At 60.4% G+C, this 18,600-nt stretch carries 13 protein-coding genes; 9 read left to right on the top strand and 4 right to left on the bottom strand.

The window, feature by feature from the left end; translation table 11 throughout:
• The first annotated feature begins 36 nt into the window (after positions 1-36).
• The 3 genes from FXB40_RS22030 to FXB40_RS22020 all read left to right on the top strand — a co-directional run bounded on the left by FXB40_RS22030 (position 37) and on the right by FXB40_RS22020 (position 7,421).
• Positions 37-4,650 carry a beta strand repeat-containing protein gene (locus tag FXB40_RS22030; RefSeq protein ID WP_148774266.1) on the top strand — a complete coding sequence of 1,538 codons (4,614 nt, stop codon included), beginning with the start codon at positions 37-39 and terminating at the stop codon, positions 4,648-4,650.
• A gap of 186 nt (positions 4,651-4,836) precedes the next feature.
• Positions 4,837-5,937 (top strand): acyltransferase family protein, encoded by a 1,101-nt coding sequence (locus tag FXB40_RS22025; protein ID WP_187437053.1) that lies wholly within the window; start codon positions 4,837-4,839, stop codon positions 5,935-5,937.
• Between the two features lie 137 nt (positions 5,938-6,074).
• Complete coding sequence (locus FXB40_RS22020) at positions 6,075-7,421, top strand: acyltransferase family protein (protein WP_148774264.1); 1,347 nt, start codon at positions 6,075-6,077, stop codon at positions 7,419-7,421.
• 5 nt (positions 7,422-7,426) lie between these two features.
• Here the strand turns inward: FXB40_RS22020 and FXB40_RS22015 are convergent, their stop codons facing one another.
• Genes FXB40_RS22015 through FXB40_RS22000 form a run of 4 tightly spaced genes read right to left on the bottom strand, consistent with a single transcriptional unit; the run spans position 7,427 to position 12,225 of the window.
• Positions 7,427-8,515: an acyltransferase family protein gene (locus tag FXB40_RS22015; RefSeq protein ID WP_148774263.1), complete on the bottom strand. Its 1,089-nt coding sequence runs from the start codon at positions 8,513-8,515 to the stop codon at positions 7,427-7,429.
• A gap of 2 nt (positions 8,516-8,517) precedes the next feature.
• Positions 8,518-9,624 carry an acyltransferase family protein gene (locus FXB40_RS22010; RefSeq protein ID WP_148774262.1) on the bottom strand — a complete coding sequence of 369 codons (1,107 nt, stop codon included), beginning with the start codon at positions 9,622-9,624 and terminating at the stop codon, positions 8,518-8,520.
• Between the two features lie 22 nt (positions 9,625-9,646).
• Positions 9,647-10,987, bottom strand: a complete 1,341-nt coding sequence (locus tag FXB40_RS22005; protein ID WP_187437052.1) for a hypothetical protein — start codon at positions 10,985-10,987, stop codon at positions 9,647-9,649.
• A 14-nt stretch (positions 10,988-11,001) separates the two neighbouring features.
• Positions 11,002-12,225 carry an acyltransferase family protein gene (locus FXB40_RS22000; protein ID WP_246207807.1) on the bottom strand — a complete coding sequence of 408 codons (1,224 nt, stop codon included), beginning with the start codon at positions 12,223-12,225 and terminating at the stop codon, positions 11,002-11,004.
• Between the two features lie 136 nt (positions 12,226-12,361).
• Between FXB40_RS22000 and FXB40_RS21995 the strand changes: the two genes are divergently transcribed.
• From FXB40_RS21995 to FXB40_RS21970, 6 genes are all read left to right on the top strand, one after another.
• A complete protein-coding gene (locus FXB40_RS21995) occupies positions 12,362-12,595 on the top strand; it encodes a hypothetical protein (protein WP_148774261.1) in 234 nt (77 codons plus the stop codon).
• Positions 12,596-12,597: 2 nt separating this feature from the next.
• On the top strand, positions 12,598-13,953 hold the full coding sequence (locus tag FXB40_RS21990; RefSeq protein WP_148774260.1) for an O-antigen ligase family protein: 1,356 nt from the start codon (positions 12,598-12,600) through the stop codon (positions 13,951-13,953).
• A gap of 144 nt (positions 13,954-14,097) precedes the next feature.
• Positions 14,098-14,649: a hypothetical protein gene (locus FXB40_RS21985; RefSeq protein WP_246207804.1), complete on the top strand. Its 552-nt coding sequence runs from the start codon at positions 14,098-14,100 to the stop codon at positions 14,647-14,649.
• Positions 14,650-14,808: 159 nt separating this feature from the next.
• Complete coding sequence (locus FXB40_RS21980) at positions 14,809-15,447, top strand: transglutaminase-like cysteine peptidase (protein ID WP_148774258.1); 639 nt, start codon at positions 14,809-14,811, stop codon at positions 15,445-15,447.
• Between the two features lie 211 nt (positions 15,448-15,658).
• Complete coding sequence (locus tag FXB40_RS21975) at positions 15,659-16,279, top strand: hypothetical protein (protein ID WP_148774257.1); 621 nt, start codon at positions 15,659-15,661, stop codon at positions 16,277-16,279.
• Positions 16,280-16,306: 27 nt separating this feature from the next.
• A complete protein-coding gene (locus tag FXB40_RS21970) occupies positions 16,307-18,553 on the top strand; it encodes a polysaccharide biosynthesis tyrosine autokinase (RefSeq protein WP_148774256.1) in 2,247 nt (748 codons plus the stop codon).
• Positions 18,554-18,600: the final 47 nt, after the last annotated feature.

Below are 18,600 nucleotides of genomic sequence, written 5' to 3'. Positions count from 1 at the left end.
CATGAAGCAACATAGCGGGCATCACCAGAGTAAATCATGGCGACCATCACCAGCAGCGATCAAACTGTTCTCTCGGCAAGCGCGTTCACAAGTTCAATCGGCGTCAACACGCACGTCTCATATGCGTGGGGTAGTTACAACAATCTCGCACTCGTCGAAGCCGACCTGAAATATCTCGGCGTCACTACGCTTCGTGACAGTTTGACGAACATTCCGGCAGCACAGCCGGTGCTCGACGGTCTGGCGAACGATGGATACAAGTTCGATCTCGGCGTCTCATCGTCGATCCCGGCGACGGGCGCAGCCGGCCTGCAGCAATATGTCGCCGCGCTCGACGCGTTCCAGGCGGCACACCCGGGCAGCATCATCGCGCTCGAAGGCTTGAACGAGGCCAATCTCCAGGCCTTCAGCTACAACGGCAGCTCGACGATCGAAGCGGCCGCGCAATTTCAGCAGGCGCTCTACACCGCGATCAAGGCCGATGCGAATCTTTCGAAGCTTCCGGTCTACAATCTGACCCTCGGCTACGACGATCCCAGCGATTTCGCCAAGCTCGGCAATCTCGGCTCGTCCTCGGACTACGCCAACTCCCACGCCTATGTCAGCACCGGCACTACGCCGGCCGCCGCGCTGGCGTCAGCGTTGAATCTCGCGAGCTCGGTGTCTCCCGGCGATCCCTCGGTCATCACGGAAACCGGCTACACCACGTTGAGCAGCACGCCGTATCTCGGTGTGAACGAGTCGGTTCAGGCAAAATCGATCCTCAACACCTTGATGGACGCTTTCAAGGACGGCGTCGGCACGACCTATCTCTACGAACTGCTCGACCGCAACTCGTCCAGCAGCGATACCAATGCGCAGAGCCATTTCGGGCTGTTCTACGACGACGGTACCCCGAAGCTCGCCGCGACCGCGGTCCACAATCTCACGACGATCCTCAACGACGACGGAACCGGCAGCGGTCAGCCGACCAGCCCGCTGAGCTATACGCTCAGCAACATGCCGGACTCCGGCAACAGCATGGTGCTCGGCAAGAGCAACGGCGCCTACGATCTGGTCGTCTGGGCCGAGCCGAAGGTCTGGGATCCCAAAACGAACACCGAGATCAGCAATCCGAGCCAGACCGTCACGGTTCAGCTCGACGGCGTGCACCAGTCCATCAAGGTCTACGATCCGACCGGCGGAACCGACCCGATCGAGACCTTCACCAATGTGAGCTCGTTCACGATTCCCGTGAGCGATCATCCCATCATCATCGAGATCGACGGCGTGGCCCGCGCACCCTCGAATCCAGCCCAGGCCACCGACGTCACCGGCACCGCCGCCACGATCGTCGCGGAGCTTGCCGATCTCTCCGCATCCACCACCCTGCATTCGATCACGCTGACGGACACCCACGTGCTTGCCGTCGCCTCCGTGTCGACGATGAACTATATCATCTCGCATTACGGAAACGCGCTCGCGGCGATCCAGGGCGGCTACTCGTTCTCGGTCACGACGTCCACGTCGAGCTGGAGCGAGACGAAGTTCTTCGACGCGTCCGGCACGCAGACGGGAACGCAGACGTCGAACTTCTCTAACGGCGTCATCACCAGCAAATCGCTCGTCAACGTCGATTCGAGCAGCGACACGATCCTGTACGCGGCCGGCGTTAAGACGCAGGAGATGATCGTCAGCGCAAACGGCGCGAAGCAGACCATCAACTACAATTCGGACGGCAGCATCTCGAGCGAAACAGTTGTCGGCTCCGACAAGACGGTCACGACCACCGTTTACGCCAATGGCTTGAAATCCAAGATCTATGTGACCAATGCCGATGGAACGCACACCAACACGTTCTACGGCATCACCGGCCAGGCCTACGCCACTCAGGTTCTGACGACGAAGGCCGACGGAACGGTCACGTCGATCACCGACCTGCACGCTGACGGTACGACCCAGTACACGAAGGTGGTCAACGCCGACGGCAGCTCCATCACCGGCCTCTACAATGCCGCCGGCCAGCAGACGTCGGAAGTACGCAACTATGCCGACGGCTCGAGCCTGACGACGAACTACAACACTTCAGGCGTCGTGACCCAGACCATCGCCAAGGCTGCCAACGGCGCCACGACCACGACCAACCTCAGCGCCGGCTTGCAGACGTCGATCTACATTACAAGCGCCGACGGCACCAAGGAAACCAAGCTGTTCACGGCCGGCGTGATCGCCAGCGATCTCATCCAGAAGACTGACGGATCGTCGACGACGACGGTCTATGCCAACGGCGTCAAATCCAAGGTGTATGTCACCAACGCCGACGGCACCCACACCAACACATTCTACAACGTCACCGGCCAGGCTTACACGACGCAGATCCAGACCACCAAGGCCGACGGAACGGTGACCGCTCTCACCCAGCTGCACGCCGACGGCACGACGCAGTACACCAAGGTCCTGAACGCGGACGGCAGCACCACCACCGGCCTCTACAACACCGCCGGCCAGAAGACCTCCGTCGTCCAGAACTACACCGACGGTTCGAGCCTCACCACGAACTACACCGCGGCCGGGACGACGACACAGACGATTGCCAAGGCCGCCAACGGCGCGACCACGACGACGAACCTCAGCGGCGCGGGCCTTCAGGCATCGATCTACATCGTCGGCGCCGACGGCACGAAGGAAACCAAGCTGTTCGCGGCCGGCGTGATCACCAGCGATCTCGTCCAGAAGACCGACGGATCGTCGTCGATGACGGTCTATGCCAGCGGCGTGAAGTCCAAGGTGTATGTCACCAACGCCAACGGCACCCACACCAACACCTTCTACAACGTCACCGGCCAGCCCTACACGACGCAGATCCAGACCACCAAGGCCGACGGAACGGTGACCGCCTTCACGAATCTGCACGCCGACGGCACGACGCAATACACAAAGGTTCTGAACGGGGACGGCAGCACCACCACCGGCCTCTACAACAGCGCCGGCCAGAAGATCACGGAGGTGCGCAACTACGCCGACAGCTCGAGCGTCACCACGACCTTCAACACGTCCGGCGTCGTGACACAGACCGTGGCCAAGGCGACCAACGGCACCACCACGACGACGAACCTCAGCGCCGGCGTCCAGACCTCGATCATCATCGCCAGCGCCGACGGCACCAAGGAAACCAAGCTGTACACGGCCGGCGTGATCGCCAGCGATCTCGTCCAGAAGACCGACGGCTCGTCGACGATGACGACCTTCGCCAATGGCGTGAAATCCAAGGTGTACGCCACCAACGCAGACGGCACCCACACCAACACGTTCTACAACATCACCGGCCAGGCCTACACGACCGAGATCCAGAACACCAAGGCTGACGGCACCATCACCGCGATCACCGATCTTCATGCGGACGGCACCTTGCAGTACACCAAGGTCGCCAACGCCGACGGCAGCACAACGACCGACCAGTATGACAGCACGGGCCACAAGACGACTGAGATCGTCAACCATGCGGACGGCTCGACGCTGACGTCCACCTACAATGCGGCAGGCGCGGTGACCCAGACGGTCGCGAAGGCCGACGGCGATTCCACGACGACCAACTTCAGCAGCGGCGTCAAGACGTCGGTCTACATCACGAACGCGGACGGCTCGAAGGAGTCCGACCTCTACACCGCCGGCCACCTGACCAGCGCGCTGATCCAGAAAACCGACGGCTCGTCATCGACGACGGTCTACAGCAACGACATCAAGACAGCGACCTATGAAACCCATGCCGACGGGACGCACACCAACACCGCCTACAATGTGACCGGCAAGGCCTATACGACCGAGATCCAGCAGAGCAAGGCGGACGGCACCGTCACGTCGATCACCGATCTGCACGCCGACGGCACCCTGCAATACACCAAGGCCGTCAACTCGGACGGCAGCATCACGACGGATCTTTACGACAGCACGGGCCACAAGACGACCGAGGTGCAGAACTACACCGACGGCTCGACCCTGTCGTCCACCTACGATACGACCGGCAGCGTGACCCAAACGGTGGCGAAAGCCAGCGGCAACACCACGACCACCAACTTCAGCAGCGGCGTGAAGACGTCGGTCTACGTCACCAATGCCGACGGCTCGAAGGATACCCAGACCTATTCGACCGGCAAGATCGCCAGCGACTACGTTCAGAATACGGACGGCTCGAACGCGACGACCGTTTACACGGACGGCGTCAAGGCGAAGATGTACGTCAACAACGCCGACGGGTCGCACGACAATTTCTACTTCAACGCGACCAACACGGAGCACGACTCCTACAACACGGCCGGCAATCTGGCCTATGTCGACATCCTGAACTCGGACGGCACGCACAATGCGTCGGCCAAGGTCGCGGGCATCTCGCTTGCCGGCAGCGCCGGAAACGACACCTTTGCGGCGGCCGGGGTCGGATCGACCACGATCTCGTTCGGCGGCGGCAATGACACGGTGAACGGCTTCCACGCCGGATCGGCCACGGGCCACGACACGGTCGCGATCGCCAAGCTGATGGCCACCGACTACACGCAGCTCCAGCTCAGCCAGTCCGGTGCCGACACCGTGATCCACGTCACGGCGAACGACACCATCCTGCTGAAGAACGTCGTTGCCGCGAACGTGACCAGCAGCGACTTCCTGTTCGTCTGATCGAGCCGGGATAGCGTGCGGCGGGCCCCCTCGCCGCACGCATCCGGGATCGCCGGCGCGCCCGCATGCGGCCGCCTTGTCGCTGCGGCATTGCCTCATTCATCATCATCGCGCCAAAAAATCAGGATTTGACCGATCACTGATGCGATCGGTAAAATCGAGCACCAGCGCGGCATTGAGGCGACATTGACGGATATCGAGGGTGCGCGGTCCCCCAAGGGCGGGATCGTACCGGGAATTCAATACCTGCGCGGTTTTGCAGCCATTCTGGTGGTGATCTGGCACGTCAACTGGCTGGTCAGCCTGCCGCCGTCTTACGGCGAGAGTCCGTTTGCACTCGCCGAAACCGGCCTGTTCGGTGTCGCAATCTTCTTCGTCATCAGCGGCTTTATCATCACGATTGTTTCATTCGAGACCATCCGCAGCACGCGCGCGGAATTCTTCGTCCGGCGCTTCGTGCGCATCATTCCCTTCATGTGGGTATGCGTGATCGGATACAACCTGCTGTCGATGGCCGGCACGGCGAAGATCGATCTTCTGCCCGGCCTGCGCGCCATGGCGCTCTGGCCGATCGGAGAGCTGCGGCCCCACGTGGTCTGGACGCTCAGGCACGAGTTCATTTTCTACATCCTGTTCGCAGTCACCATGTTGCGGCCGCGCCCGCTTTCATATGTGCTGGCCGCCTGGTTCCTTGCGCCGCTGGCGTGGTACGCGGCGTCTCGCTTGCTGGCGTGGCCGGAACTGCTGCAACCCGAGAGTTCAGGACTCGCGCTTGCGACCGTGGTCGGTTACGGCAACATCATGATGCCCAACCTTCAGTTCGGCATGGGTTTTGCGTTGGGTCTGCTGTGGCTGAAGGGGCATCCCATCGTGCAGAGCCGCTATCCCGCAGCATTCCTGCTCACGCTCGCTGCGAGCATCCTGGCAACCGCCCTTGTCGGGGCGACACTGTCGGAGGACAACGGGCTCCGCGCCCTCTGGTGGACGCTGTTCGCGACGATCGTGGTCTGGCTGGGCGTCGTCTCGACCGAGAAGCCGGGACCGCTGCATTCCCTCGGCATGCTGCTCGGCGACGCGTCCTATTCAATCTACCTCACCCACGCCGCGACTGCGGTCGTGCTGATTCAGATCTCCGCGCGTCTCCACAATCCATTGCCGACCGCGCCGTTCGTCATCGCAGCGGTGGTCGCGTCGGTCCTCGCCGGGATCCTGATCCATTGGTATGTCGAGCAACCGCTCATTGCCTTTTGCCGCAGACTCGGACGCCGCCGTTCGATCGTCGCCTAGCGGCGATCGGTTGGGCGAACGCCGCAATTCGATGCTATGCCAAGCCTATGCCAAGCCGGCCGCACGGCCATGAATTGGCTCCAACTCCGTGGCATCCGCTGATGCCGCCAAAACAGGCGCATGAAAGGCTGACGAGAATGTCGCAACCGGATCGAGACGCAGAGCTCGCAACCGTTTCGTTGCCGGGCGCACTCGGCCGCGAGCGCCCCTCCGCACCGACGCGCCTCTGGCGGCTGCCCGACACCATCCAGTCTGGCCTTTCGCGGCAGGAAACCGCGGAAAGCATTTTGGCGAGGAACGGGGGCCTCGGACCGGGCTTCAACATGATGCGGCACCTGCTGTCGCTGGTCATCGTGTCGCATCACTGTCGTGTCGCCGTTGCCGGCCTGTTCGCCGGGGCCGCTTTCGTCAAGAGGCTCGATGAACCGGGAATGGCCGTCTACGTTCTCAGGGATCCCGGCGCCGCCGCCTTTGACAAGATGGGCGGACTGACCGCGCTGTCCTTCAGCCACCTCCATGCGTCCGAAATCATCCAGGAACTGCTCCGACCCGGGTTGATCGCGCTCGTCGGGATGTTCTTCGCGCTCAGCGGCTTCCTGGTCACCGGCAGCGCCATGAAGAACCCTGATCTCAAGACGTTCTTCATCAACCGCGTGCTGCGGATCGTCCCGGCGCTCAGCGTCGAGGTGACGCTCTGCGCACTCGTGGTCGGGCCGCTCCTGACGCAATTGACGCTGTCGCAATATTTGTCCGAGTACCAGTTCTACCGCTATTTCGGCAATATCGTCGGTCACGTCACGTTCGAGCTGCCCGGCCTGTTCCTGCACAATCCCTGGCCGGAGATGGTCAATGCCAATCTCTGGACCCTGCCCTGGGAACTCTGGTGCTACGTCTTCGCCTTCGCGCTCCTGCTCGTGCGCATGATCTCGAATGAGCCGCGAAAGATCCATTGGATCACGCTGCTGGTGGGCGCCGCGCTCCTCGCCGAACTGATCGCTTACTTCATCGATCCCGCGACCTTCAACGTCCGGTCCGATTCGACGAGGTTGGCCGGCTGGTATCTGGTTTACATGTTCTTCTTCGGCATGGTGTTCCGCCTGAACGCGAAATACCTGCCGATCCACTGGGCGATCTTCGCGGCCTCGGCGCTCTGCTACGCGGCGATCATGTGGCTCAACGTCCTGCTGCCGCTTGCCGGGATCTTCCTGACCTATTGCACGGTCTATATCGGCATGCAGAGCTTCAAAACATTCGATCGACTGTTCAGCCAGGATCTCTCCTACGGCATCTACCTCTACGGCTTCCCGATCACGCAGGCGACGATCGACATCTTCCAGCGCGTGCTGGGGCCGGATCATCGCCTCTCGCTGGCGATGATCCTGCCGATTGTCATCGTGTTGACGCTCGGCTTTGCGGCCTTCTCCTGGAACGTCATTGAAAAACCGGCGCTGCGGCTGCGCCGGTTCTACCAGAGGCCTGCCTGACGCGATCAGGCCGCCGGGCTCTGCGCCATTTTCCGCGCGAGAATGTGCCGGAGCGTCCCATCGATGAACCGGCGCAGGCGCACCTCGATGATCTCATAGCTCAGCGCGCTTGCGATCAAGGCGAGCACCAGCCCGAAAATCACGAACCCGCTCCATAGCAGCCAGCGATCGACGCCGCGATCGACCAGCTTCAACCCGATGACCTGCAACGGGAACAGCACGAAGGGGTGAACGAGATAGAGGCTGTAACTGATCTTGCCGATGTATTGCAGCGGCGCCAAACTCAACAGGCCGGCCATTCCCGATCCCGTCGCCAGCACCATTCCGAACAGCAGAAAGCCCGGGACCAGCGCGGCAAAAGGATGCAACACGTCGAGTGCGGCATACATGGCGGCAAAACAGGTGAGCCCCGCAACGACGCCCACGGCCCCCGTAATCCGAAAGCGCAGATTGCTCGCGCTGAAAAGCATGCCGATCACGAAGAAGGCAGTAATCGGCCAATGCAGGATGCAGAGGAATCCGAGAAGGATCAGCGGCGCGGCAAGCCACCAGCTCTTCAGCCGCACCACGGCACCGAAGCACAAAGCGAACAGGATATAGAACGCCCATTCGTAGGTCAGCGTCCAGGCGTTTTGCTGGGCGATCGGAAGCCCGATCGCGTCTTGGACGAAGAACAGGTTGGCGAAAAACACCTGAAGATAGGTCGGCAGATCGATGCCCCGGAAGAACTTGTATCCAACAATGGGGCCGGCCACGAACAACGCCAGATGCAGCACGACGAACACCGGCATGATGCGCAGCATGCGATCATACATGAACTTTCCGATCGACCCGTGCCGCACCAGGCTCGCGGGGATCAGAAAGCCGCTGATCATGAAGAACAGCTCGACGCCATGCCCGCCGGAGTTGATCACCGATTGCAGCCACGGCCAGATCGGCGGCAGAAACCCGGGATTGGGGATGTCGTAGACGCCGCCTTTCGGCATGTCACAAAAATGGTCAATCAGCACGCTCATCGCCGCGACGCCGCGAAGGCCCTGAATGGACGGCACGAAACCGCCGCCGGCCTCGGCATAGGATGCGCGCGCCGGCATCGTCACTCTGCCCCCTGGCTTCGCAGGGTCGGCTGGAGCGGCACCGAAGCAAACGCGCGCGGGGATCGGAATCGATGCCCGAAGTTGATGGATGGCTTCTCGATCGTCAGATAGGTCAGCCAGCTGACGAGAATGGACGCGGCGATCACGGCGGCAGTGAAGAGAAACCACTGCAGGGGGCCGCTGCCGCCGCCAAAAAAGTAGAAGATGACGATCATGGCGAACGACCCCATCAGGTAGATCGAATAACTGATCGTCCCGACGAACGACATGAAGCGCCAGGCAGCCTTCTCACCGAGGGCCGCGAAACCAACGAACACGAAGGCGGCCAGAATATAGGCGCCGCCCATCCCGTAAGCACAGAAGAAATTCTCCTGGTAGTCGATGCCGTAACGCCTGTACGCAACGCCCGCGGCAAAGATTACATACAAAACGGCGCAGATCGCGACATGGCGCCAGCTGAGCTTGTCTTCCATGACGGTATCGCGGATCACCTTGCCGAAGAACATCGCCGTCAGGTCAAGAGCCAGTTCAAGCACGCCCCACACGGCGTGAACTTTGACGAACGGGAAAGCAACGATGCCGACGACGCACGTCGCGACGACAATCTGAAACGCGGTCAAGCGGCGCGTGAGAAAGCCGGTCGCGAACAAGCCTATACAGCTGACGTAGAACATGAGCTCGACCGCAAGCGTCCAATAGGCAATCCTGATATTGGGAATGCCCATGAACATCTGAAACATGGTCGCGTTGGCCGCAACGTGCGACAGCGGGAAGGTCTTTCCTTCAATGGTCGGGGACAGAACCAGCAGGACGACGATCGAGAGCCAGTACGCCGGATAAAGGCGAAAAAAGCGACTGACGACGAAATCCCGAACCGGCGCGGCACTCTTCGGAAAGCTGTAGGGAATCACGAAGCCGCTGACGAAGAAGAACAGCACCACGCCAAAGCGGCCGAAGTTGAAATACTCTCCGAGCGCATGGTGAAACACCCAATAGTAGCTTCCGGTCTGCTGGTTGAGCACAATCTGCTCCAGCGCGTGCTGTAGCACGACCGACAGCACGGCGATGCCGCGAAGCGTGTCGACGAAAGCCAATCGTTTATGCATCACAATTCTTCCCTGGCTCGACCTACGAAGCGGGCCGCGGCACGTTCGCTCCGATGGTAGGATGTTCTTCTTCCGACAGACCTGCGCGCCCCGAATCCGGCCGTCGAGAAGGCACCTGCAGAGCAACAGACGCGCGACGTGAGAACACCTCACTGAAGCTCAGCGCGATCATCAGCAGCCCCGTCGAGGGACCATAGTTCAGAACCGTGATCGTGAAGAGATTGACCGTGAATATCAGGGACAGTTTGTAGATATCGGTGACCAGAAAAGTCGTCCGGAACACCATCCACATGAAGAGGACGAACGGCAACCCGAACATCAGGTACGTACCGATATAGAAGTTGTCGACCGGCACCCAATACGAAACCAGGTTCGAGAACAATTGCTGCGGATAGTTGAAACAACCGGCGCCACACCCGGTGATGAAGCCAACCGGCATCAGCTCGCTCATGTACACGAAAGGGAGCTGCCAGCTGTTGTTGATCCGGTCCATCATGCTGAACAGCAGATCCTTGTTGCCAACCGACGCCCCCGAGGCGAGCAGGATGAGAATCAATGGCGCGAACATCGAGGCGAACGACCATAATGCGATCGTCCGCACCGCCGTGAATTTCATGCGCTCCGGCAGGCTCCGGACCAGCAACATCAGCACCATGTAAAGCAGGAGCACGAGCATCGTTGTCTTGCTCGTCGTCAGCTTGATCGCGTAGACCGCGATCGAACCGAATATGAGGCACCACAAGGTGCTCTTCCGGATCGAGGTCACGACAAAGGTGATCAGGATGAAGAACGCCGCCATCGTGTTGTCGGCTGCAAAGCCCGAGAGACGCTGCTCCGCGGCGGCCCACCACAACCGCCCCGCCTCTCGAACCGCGCCGAACGATTCGTATTTGAAGCCAGTCCACGGCATGGTCGTATATTTGGACAGGAACACGCCAATGATGGAGGCGTAGAACACACCCGTGAAGATCATCAGCAATTTCTTGTAGGAGCCAAAATTGCTGTCGCAGAAGGAGAAGCCGACGAACACAGGAAGCATCATCTTGAAGGATGATGAAAGAGCGTTGATCGTGCCCAGAAAAAAATACCCGATGCCGAGCGAGAGCACGATCTGGAGCAGAACGAGCGCGGCGACGATACTTCTGTTTCGTATAATACAGCGCTGAAAAAACAGGCCGATGCACAGCATCGCGACAACGTCCGGCAGAAACCAGAGTGCGCCGACGTGAAGGATACTCGTATAATATCGCGCCGCGCCGCCAAAAGCATCGCGGAATATGTAAAGCGTGAGCGCCACGGCTTCGAGATTGAAGCCGAAATCAAACTTCAACTTGTTTTGGGGCGCGACCGTATGGACCATCATCTGCACCGAACTCCCTAATTCGATGGCCGTGCGGACGGCACGGCGCTGGACGACGACACATTGGGAATCCTGCCGAGGATATTCTTGGTCCACCTGCCGCCTGGAAGCTCGATGTAGCGGAAAGTCAGATTCGACAGGACCAGAACGGCGGCGAGAACGACAACCAGGTTCAGGGTCGTGGACAGCCCGGGATACACCGCATCAAGGGCCGCCACCGGCCGAGCTCCCAACGCCCGGACGAAATACTCCGCGAGCAGAACGACAAAGGCGTGGACCATATAGATCGAATATGACCGCGCGCCGAGCCAAACCAGCGGCCTGGCAACAAGCATCGGAGGCACAACGGCAGCATTGGGAAATGCGAGAAGGGAGCCAAGGAACACCGCAAAGGTCAGAGGCGCGGCGAAGGAGATCCAGGGATAGGCCTCCACAAGCCAGACATTCCCGACAGTCGCGACCATCGACGCCAACTGAAACGCGCCAAGCAGATACACGTTGGCGCCACGGATAGAGCTTGGCAACAGCGAGACGATCTTCACCGTGAGCACACCGAGGAAGAAGCTCGTAAAGCAGCGCAACAGACCAAAATCGTACTGTGCTCCGAGATCGCGCTTGTCGAGGATCACCGCAAGCGTGAACCAGCTCGCGGCAGCCAGAAGCAACGCCAGAACATACAGCCAGCGAAGCGAACCGAGCCTCTGCGCAATCAGCACGACGACACCGAAAACCAGGTAGGTGTAAAACTCGACGCTGATGCTCCAGCTCGGCGCATTCCAGTTCAAGTAGTGAACGAAACCCAACGAATGGAGCAGGAAGACGTTCAGGAAGAACGAATATGCATTGTTGACTTCGAACACCGTTGGGACCGCAACGATAATCCCGGCCATGACAAGCCCGATCCGGACCAGCCGAAACAGAAGCGTGACGAAAAGCATCACGATATGCAGCGGATAAACACGCGCGAAGCGCCGGACCATGAAGTCGCGCAAGGAAAAACGACCGAAATCCGACTGCACATAGCTCAACGACATCACCATGCCGCTGAGTACGAAAAACAGGTCGACGAGAAATCCGCCGCTGCGGAAGAACGCACAGTCGATCCACGCACGATTCGGAAACGCCGCAAGAAAGGTCGGCATCAGGATCACATGGTGAATCACCACGGTGACCGCGGCAATTCCTCGAATGCTGTCCAGAGTGAGGACATGCGCTTTCTCGCGATGAACGGTCACCGTCACGGCAATTCCCTTGCACTTTGCAGTGCAGCATTTCTACTGGGCATTCGAGGCGAATACAACGTCCGGCCCAGCAGTTGTCGCATGCATTTCCGTTGAAGGAGTTGTGTCCGTCGGATGAAACAGCGCGACAATTAATTTGCCGCAGGCGACTCGCCTGACGCGTGATGAACAGCTGTTTGCATCGAAGATGAGCAGCGAACTGCAGAAGGCGCCTGACTTCCCGCGCGACGCACGGTTCGCGTTAATGTTGTACGTCTCGCTTGCTCGCGAAACCGTGCAAATAGCCTATTCATTCGGCATGAATGTGGCAAAAGGGCACCGAGATTGGGAATTGAAACGCGGAGCCGTGGTGCGGCTCTTTGGGAGTTGATCTTGTACAAGGCTTCGCGGTTTGCGGCGATCGGGGTGTTCATGCTGGCCCCGCTGCCGTTCGGGTCCGCCGAGACGGTCTGGATCTGCATCTGGACGGCGCTGCTCGCGTTCAGCCTTGCCACCGCCGACCTGCGCAGCGCGACACTCGATGATTTCTACCTGTTACTGCCGCTGTTCGCCGTACTCGTCGTTGTCGCGGCCGTGATCACGGTTCAGTTATGGCCGAATTCACCCCTTCACGAGGTCGATGCGGCATGGGCGGTTGCGCGAGGCGCGGTGGGAGGAGATCTGTCCGGCCGCGTCTCGGTCACCGCCAACGGCCCATGGCTCGCATTCGGCTATCCTCTGTTGTTTGTGCTTGCCTTCACGCGCGCCGTCTACATCGCCACCGACGCTGAGGATGCGCGGCAACTGCTGCGTATCCTCGCCTGGACGGGGCTTGCCTACGCTCTCTACGGAATCCTCGCGGGGACCGGCGATCCGACCTCGCTCCTGTTCCGGCGCAAGGAGGCCTATATCGGCTTCGTCACGGGCACATTCGTCAACAGAAACACGGCTGCGACCTTCTTCGCGAGCTGCGCCTTGCTGTTTCTACTGCCATTGCTGCGCTTCATCTATCGCCAGGATCGACCAAGTCGACCGCCTTCGCGACAAATGACCGCACTGATTGCGCACTATCTGTCCTCCCCCGTCGCGCTGGGAGGCGGCTTTGTCGTCTGCATGGTTGCAACGGCGATGACAGGCTCGCGCGCAGGGCTCCTGCTGCTGATCCTGACCGTCTTTATGGCGACCGCGCTTTTCTTCGCACCGCTGCGCATCGGCAAGCTTCGCCGCTGGGGCTGGCTCGCGGGAATCGCAGTGGCAGCGCTGTTGCTGGTTCAGCTCGTCGGCGGCGCGGTCGCGGGGCGAATCCTGACTTATGGCCTGGTGGATGAACAGCGGTTCACGATGTATCGAACCGTGCTGACCATGATCCAGGAGCATCCTTTGCTTGGGATCGGCTACGGAAACTTCGAAAGCGCATTTCCGGCCTACAGGCCGGATTCGCTCGGCAGTCTCGGAGTTTGGGACCGCGCGCACAGCACGCCGCTCGAGCTTGCAGTCGAGCTCGGGCTCCCGGCTGCTTGTTTAATTGTGGTCACATGTCTCTGGTATCTTTACCATTTGTTAAATGGAAGCTTGCATCGGCGGCGTGACCGCTACATACCGATTATCGGCGCAAGTGTGGCGACGCTTGGCTTCCTGCATACGAGCATCGATTTCTCGTTGCAGATTCCAGGTTTCGGCGTGTTTTTTGCGGCGATCACCGGGTGCGGACTGGCACAAAGCAGGCCCTCATCCGAGCAAAAAAAGTAGCGTAATTGCGGTTTTGGCAATATGTTAAGTCAAACTTACTCGATTGCATGGCTGGGGAGTCGAATGCGTAAATCAGTGGGGCTTGGGGCTGCCTTGCTCGTAATGACAGCAGCGACGTCGACTTTTGCAGCACAGAATGGCTGCGTGCCAAATCCGGACGCAGTGACCTCTGAGCGGGCAATTCAATTTCTCGGCAATCCCGAGGCTCTTCTCGACAAGTTCAAGGACGGTCAGGGCGGCCTCGCCTCTCAGGTCCGGGATATGCTGACCAATCGGCCCGAGACGCTGGAAGGCATGGGCTCACTCGCCAAGGCGAGCTCGGATGACCAGGGCCGCGCAATTGGCGCCGGAATGGGCACTGCCGCCGCGGTCTGCGTGCTGACACAGCCCCAGTTCGCCCAGGACATCCAGGCCGCCGCGCTGAAGACGGAAAAGGCCGGACTGATCCAGTCCTTCACGAGCATCACCGGCGACATCCCGACCGAGGCAATCACAGGCGCGGACGCCAACGGCGATACCACGGCAGGCGGCGGGCAGGGGACGACGCCGGACCAGCGCGCTGGTGGAGCGGCCAATTCGACCCCCACGAACCAGCCTTCCTCCGGCGCATCCCCGGTCACCCAGACAACCACGACCACCCTGTTCGCGGCGTCGACGGGGACCTCGTCGCTCACGGCTACTAGCCCGTCGCGCTAGTTCCCGGAACGAATTCAAACTCAGCGTATTGATTAACCAAGCCGGCCACGCGCACACGTGGCCGGTCATTTGCATTCAATTTTAGAGGTTCGGGGAACTCCGCTCTAAAAGCTTTGTGCGACACCTGTTGCGTCAAGAAGACGGATAACGGGGGATGACATGAAACTGTTGTACGCGCCGTTGCTCGCAGCCCTCATCGCCTGCGCCGGCAACACTGCGAAGGCCGAATCGGATAGCGCTCAGCGTCCGGCCGGAGCTTCGTTCATCGAAGAATTCGACAACGCACTTGCGCCGATGAACTTCGTCAAGTTCTGCATGAAGAACGATGCGGAATGCGGCACCGATACCAGTGAGCGCACACTACCGCCTGCGGACACCGCCATGGCGATGCTTCGTCAGGTGAACCTCTCGGTCAACGGATCCATTGCGCCGATGCGCAAGCCGACGGATCCGATGACTGCAAACTGGACGGTCTCGCCGTCAGCGGGTGACTGCAACGACTACGCGGTCACCAAGCGCCACCAATTGATCGCGATGGGATGGCCGCAAGCCGCCCTGCGTCTTGCGGTTGTGCGGATCGACGGCGGACAGGGTCACCTGGTGCTGGTGGCACGGCTTTCGGATGGCGACATGGTGCTGGACAATCTGTCCTCGAGCGTTCGCCCCTGGAATTCGCTCGGCTACGAATGGATCTCGATGCAATCCGGTGCCAACCCACACTTCTGGGTGAACATCGGCGATCATGGACGCAAGCTTCGCGAGAAGCGCTTCGCTGCCCTTTCCGGCTCGTCGCTCTGATCGACCGCACTTCCAAACCACTCCTCAAGGGCAACGCCCGCGGCCTACGCCGCGGGCGTTACCGTATACTCTGTTCGCAACGCGGCATCCGCGCACTGCGAAATTTGCTATGAATTGCCGAGGTTTCAGACTATATTTTGCACCGCACAAGAATTTGACATAGTTAAGCGCGACACTCGGTTTGAGCGAAGTGTTGCGCCGGTTTGTTTGAATGAACGCGATGAATGGTTTGGCCCTGCCTCGACGACGACAATTTGCCGATCGCGACACAGGCGGTAACCGCTTGGCGATCGCGTTGACGCTGATGATCGCTGCGTGCGCCGCCGGCCGCTGCGAAGCCCAATGCGTCGAGCAAGCGAACCGCGTGCCTGCTGCCGTCCTGCAAGCCTTTCAGCTTGAGCCTGCTTCGCTATTGCGGGAGGTCCGCAATGATCGAAGCAAGCTTGCCGGCCGGCTTGCTGCCTACATCGTGACCGATATCTCCGTCCTGCCCACGGTGCGGGCCCTCGTCAGCGAATCTGCCAACGTCGATCGCAACACAATCGGCGCGGCGTTGCGCCGAGCGCAGCTGATCTGTGTTTCCAGCAAGCCTGAAACCGCCCAGAAGATCAGTGAGTTTGTACAAAAGCTGGCAGATTCGGCCGTGAGTTCCGGGTACTCAGCGGAGCTGGAGGCGGTGGAATTCAATCCGAATTCAGTGGCTTCCCAGTCGGTCGGAAGTGCGCGATCGTCATCAACCAAAAAACCTTCTGATGCCGCGAACAGCTTAATGACCGGCGAGTGGAGTACGGACATCGCCGATCCGTTTGCCCCTACACCAACTCCCCAATAACCTCACGTCAGGTCGATGAATATTCAAATGTACCAGCCCAGAGAGCAGTTTCACCTGCAAGAGAGGTCCGCTCTAGATCTGGCGGGAGCGACGCTGAGCATCGAGCGCATATTGGGCATCCTGCGGCGGCAGTGGCCGCTGATCGCAGCGATCGTCGGCGGCGCTTTCGCGCTCGTCCTCGTTTACCTGTTGACCGCGACGCCAATGTATACGGCGAATACGCGAATCCTGATGGATACCCGCCAAACCCAGGTGCTCGACAAGGACACCGGCGTCTCCAATGCGCTGATCGATCCCGGCTTCGTCGACAGCCAGGTCGAGATCATCACCTCGGACGATCTGATCCGGTATGTTGTCCGGCGCATGAAACTAACGGAAGACCCCGAGTTCAACGGCTCGGATCCGGGCCTCATTCCGGCGATCATCGGCAGGGTGATTGGACTTTTCGGATCAGATGGACCTGCATCGAAAGAGCGCATCGAGCGTGGAACGGTTGGCGCCGTGCAGGCCAACCTGAAGGTGGAGCGCCTGCTGACGACATACGTGTTGTCGGCAAGCTTTCGTTCACGAGACCCCGACAAGGCAGCCCAGATCACCAACGAGATCGCGGATGCCTATATCGTCGGCGCTCTCGACGCGAAGTACCAATCCACCAAGCGCGCCAGCGAATGGCTGCAGCAGCGCAGCGCCGAGTTGCGTGAGCAGGCCACCGCCAGCGACCGCGCCGTGCAGACCTTCAAGAGCCAGAACAACATCGTCGGCACCAGCCGCGGCTTGATGAACGAGCAGCAACTCACCGACGTGAACACGCAGCTCATTCAGGCGCGCGCCGCCACCTCCGAGGCCAAGGCACGGCTGGACCGCATCGATGGGATCAGCGACAAGGATCTCGCCCAGCCGACGGTCACCGACGCGCTGAACAATCCCGTGATCACCCGGCTGCGCGCGCAATATCTCGATCTCTCGGCGCAGTATTCGGACTGGTCGACCCGGTACGGCAAGACCCATCAGGCGTCCGTCAATCTCGCCAATCGCATGGACGAGCTGCGCAAGTCGATCGCAGACGAAGTCAAGCGTATCGGCGATGCCTATCGCAGCGAGTACGAAATCGCCAAAAGCCGCGAGACTTCGCTCGAGGAAAACCTCAAGAACCTGGTCAGTCAGGCCGGCAACACCGGACAGGCGCAGGTGAAGCTGCGCGACCTCGAGAGCGCTGCCGACACCTACCGCAACCTGTACAACAGCTTCCTGGAGAAGCAGCAGCAGGCATTGCAGAACCAGAGCTTCCCGATCAGCGAATCCCGCATCATCAGCACCGCCGTCAAGCCGGACCGCAAGAGCTCTCCGAAGACGGTGCTCTCTCTGGTCGGAGCCCTGTTCGGTGGTCTGTGCTTCGGCCTGGGCGCCGCTTTTGCCCGGGAGATGTTGAGCGACGTGCTGCGCTCTCCGGGCGATGTCGAGGACGAGATCGGCGTCAAATGTCTCGGGGTGCTTCCGGCCATCGGCGCCAAGGCGATGGGCTTGCCTAGGGTACGCGGATCGCGATCGCCCGATGGCGGCGTCGACGCCAGCGGCCCGCTCTCCCGCTATGTCATTGACCATCCCTTCTCGCGCTACGCCGAGACCATGCGCAACATCAAGGTTTCGATCGATCTCGCCCGCCTGTCGCGGGAGGTGAAGATCATCGGCATCGTGTCGTCGCTTCCGAAGGAAGGCAAAACCACGGTTTCAGCCAACTTCGCGCACCTCACCGCATTCACCGGCAAGCGCGTCCTGCTGATCGACGGCGACCTCCATACGCGCTCGCTGACCAAGGAGCTCGATCCGACCGCCAAGAGCGGGTTGCTCGAGGCTCTCAAGAATCCGCAATCGGTCGGACACCACATCCGGCGCAGCGCAGAGACCGGGCTGGATTTCCTGCCCTCCTTTGCCGTCACGCGCATGGTGAACTCCGCCGACATCATGGCCTCGAAGGCGATGGCCGATTTGTTGGCGCTGCTGCGCAACGAATACGACTACATCGTCATCGATCTGGCGCCGGTGATGCCGGTGACCGACGCCAAGGCCATCAGCCACCTCATTGACGCCTATGTCTATGTCATCGAATGGGGCCGCACCACGCGTACGGCCCTGCAGGAATCGATGTCGAGCTCCGAAGGCATCCAGAAGAAGGTGCTGGGCGCCGTTCTCAACGGTGCCAACCCGAAGATGCTGAAGCGCATCGAGGGCTACAAAGGCTCGCACTACAACGCGTACTATGTCGAGGGAGCCTAAGACCGAAGCCGGCACATCTCGCCCGCGCTGGCTCGCGCGCGGCGCCA

It is taken from the genome of Bradyrhizobium rifense, assembly GCF_008123425.1.
GTDB lineage: Bacteria > Pseudomonadota > Alphaproteobacteria > Rhizobiales > Xanthobacteraceae > Bradyrhizobium > Bradyrhizobium rifense.
The sequence above is the reverse complement of the archived record's forward strand: the minus strand, read 5'-3'. Positions and strand labels throughout refer to the sequence as shown.

What these genes read in the sequence shown, in the direction of transcription:
- FXB40_RS22030 (WP_148774266.1), top strand. Translation starts at nt 37, where the DNA reads ATGGCGACCATCACCAGCAGCGATCAAACTGTTCTCTCGGCAAGCGCG.
- FXB40_RS22020 (WP_148774264.1), top strand. Translation starts at nt 6,075, where the DNA reads ATGTCGCAACCGGATCGAGACGCAGAGCTCGCAACCGTTTCGTTGCCG.
- FXB40_RS22015 (WP_148774263.1), bottom strand. Translation starts at nt 8,515, where the DNA reads ATGCCGGCGCGCGCATCCTATGCCGAGGCCGGCGGCGGTTTCGTGCCG.
- FXB40_RS22010 (WP_148774262.1), bottom strand. Translation starts at nt 9,624, where the DNA reads ATGCATAAACGATTGGCTTTCGTCGACACGCTTCGCGGCATCGCCGTG.
- FXB40_RS22005 (WP_187437052.1), bottom strand. Translation starts at nt 10,987, where the DNA reads ATGATGGTCCATACGGTCGCGCCCCAAAACAAGTTGAAGTTTGATTTC.
- FXB40_RS21980 (WP_148774258.1), top strand. Translation starts at nt 14,809, where the DNA reads ATGAAACTGTTGTACGCGCCGTTGCTCGCAGCCCTCATCGCCTGCGCC.
- FXB40_RS21975 (WP_148774257.1), top strand. Translation starts at nt 15,659, where the DNA reads ATGAACGCGATGAATGGTTTGGCCCTGCCTCGACGACGACAATTTGCC.
- FXB40_RS21970 (WP_148774256.1), top strand. Translation starts at nt 16,307, where the DNA reads ATGTACCAGCCCAGAGAGCAGTTTCACCTGCAAGAGAGGTCCGCTCTA.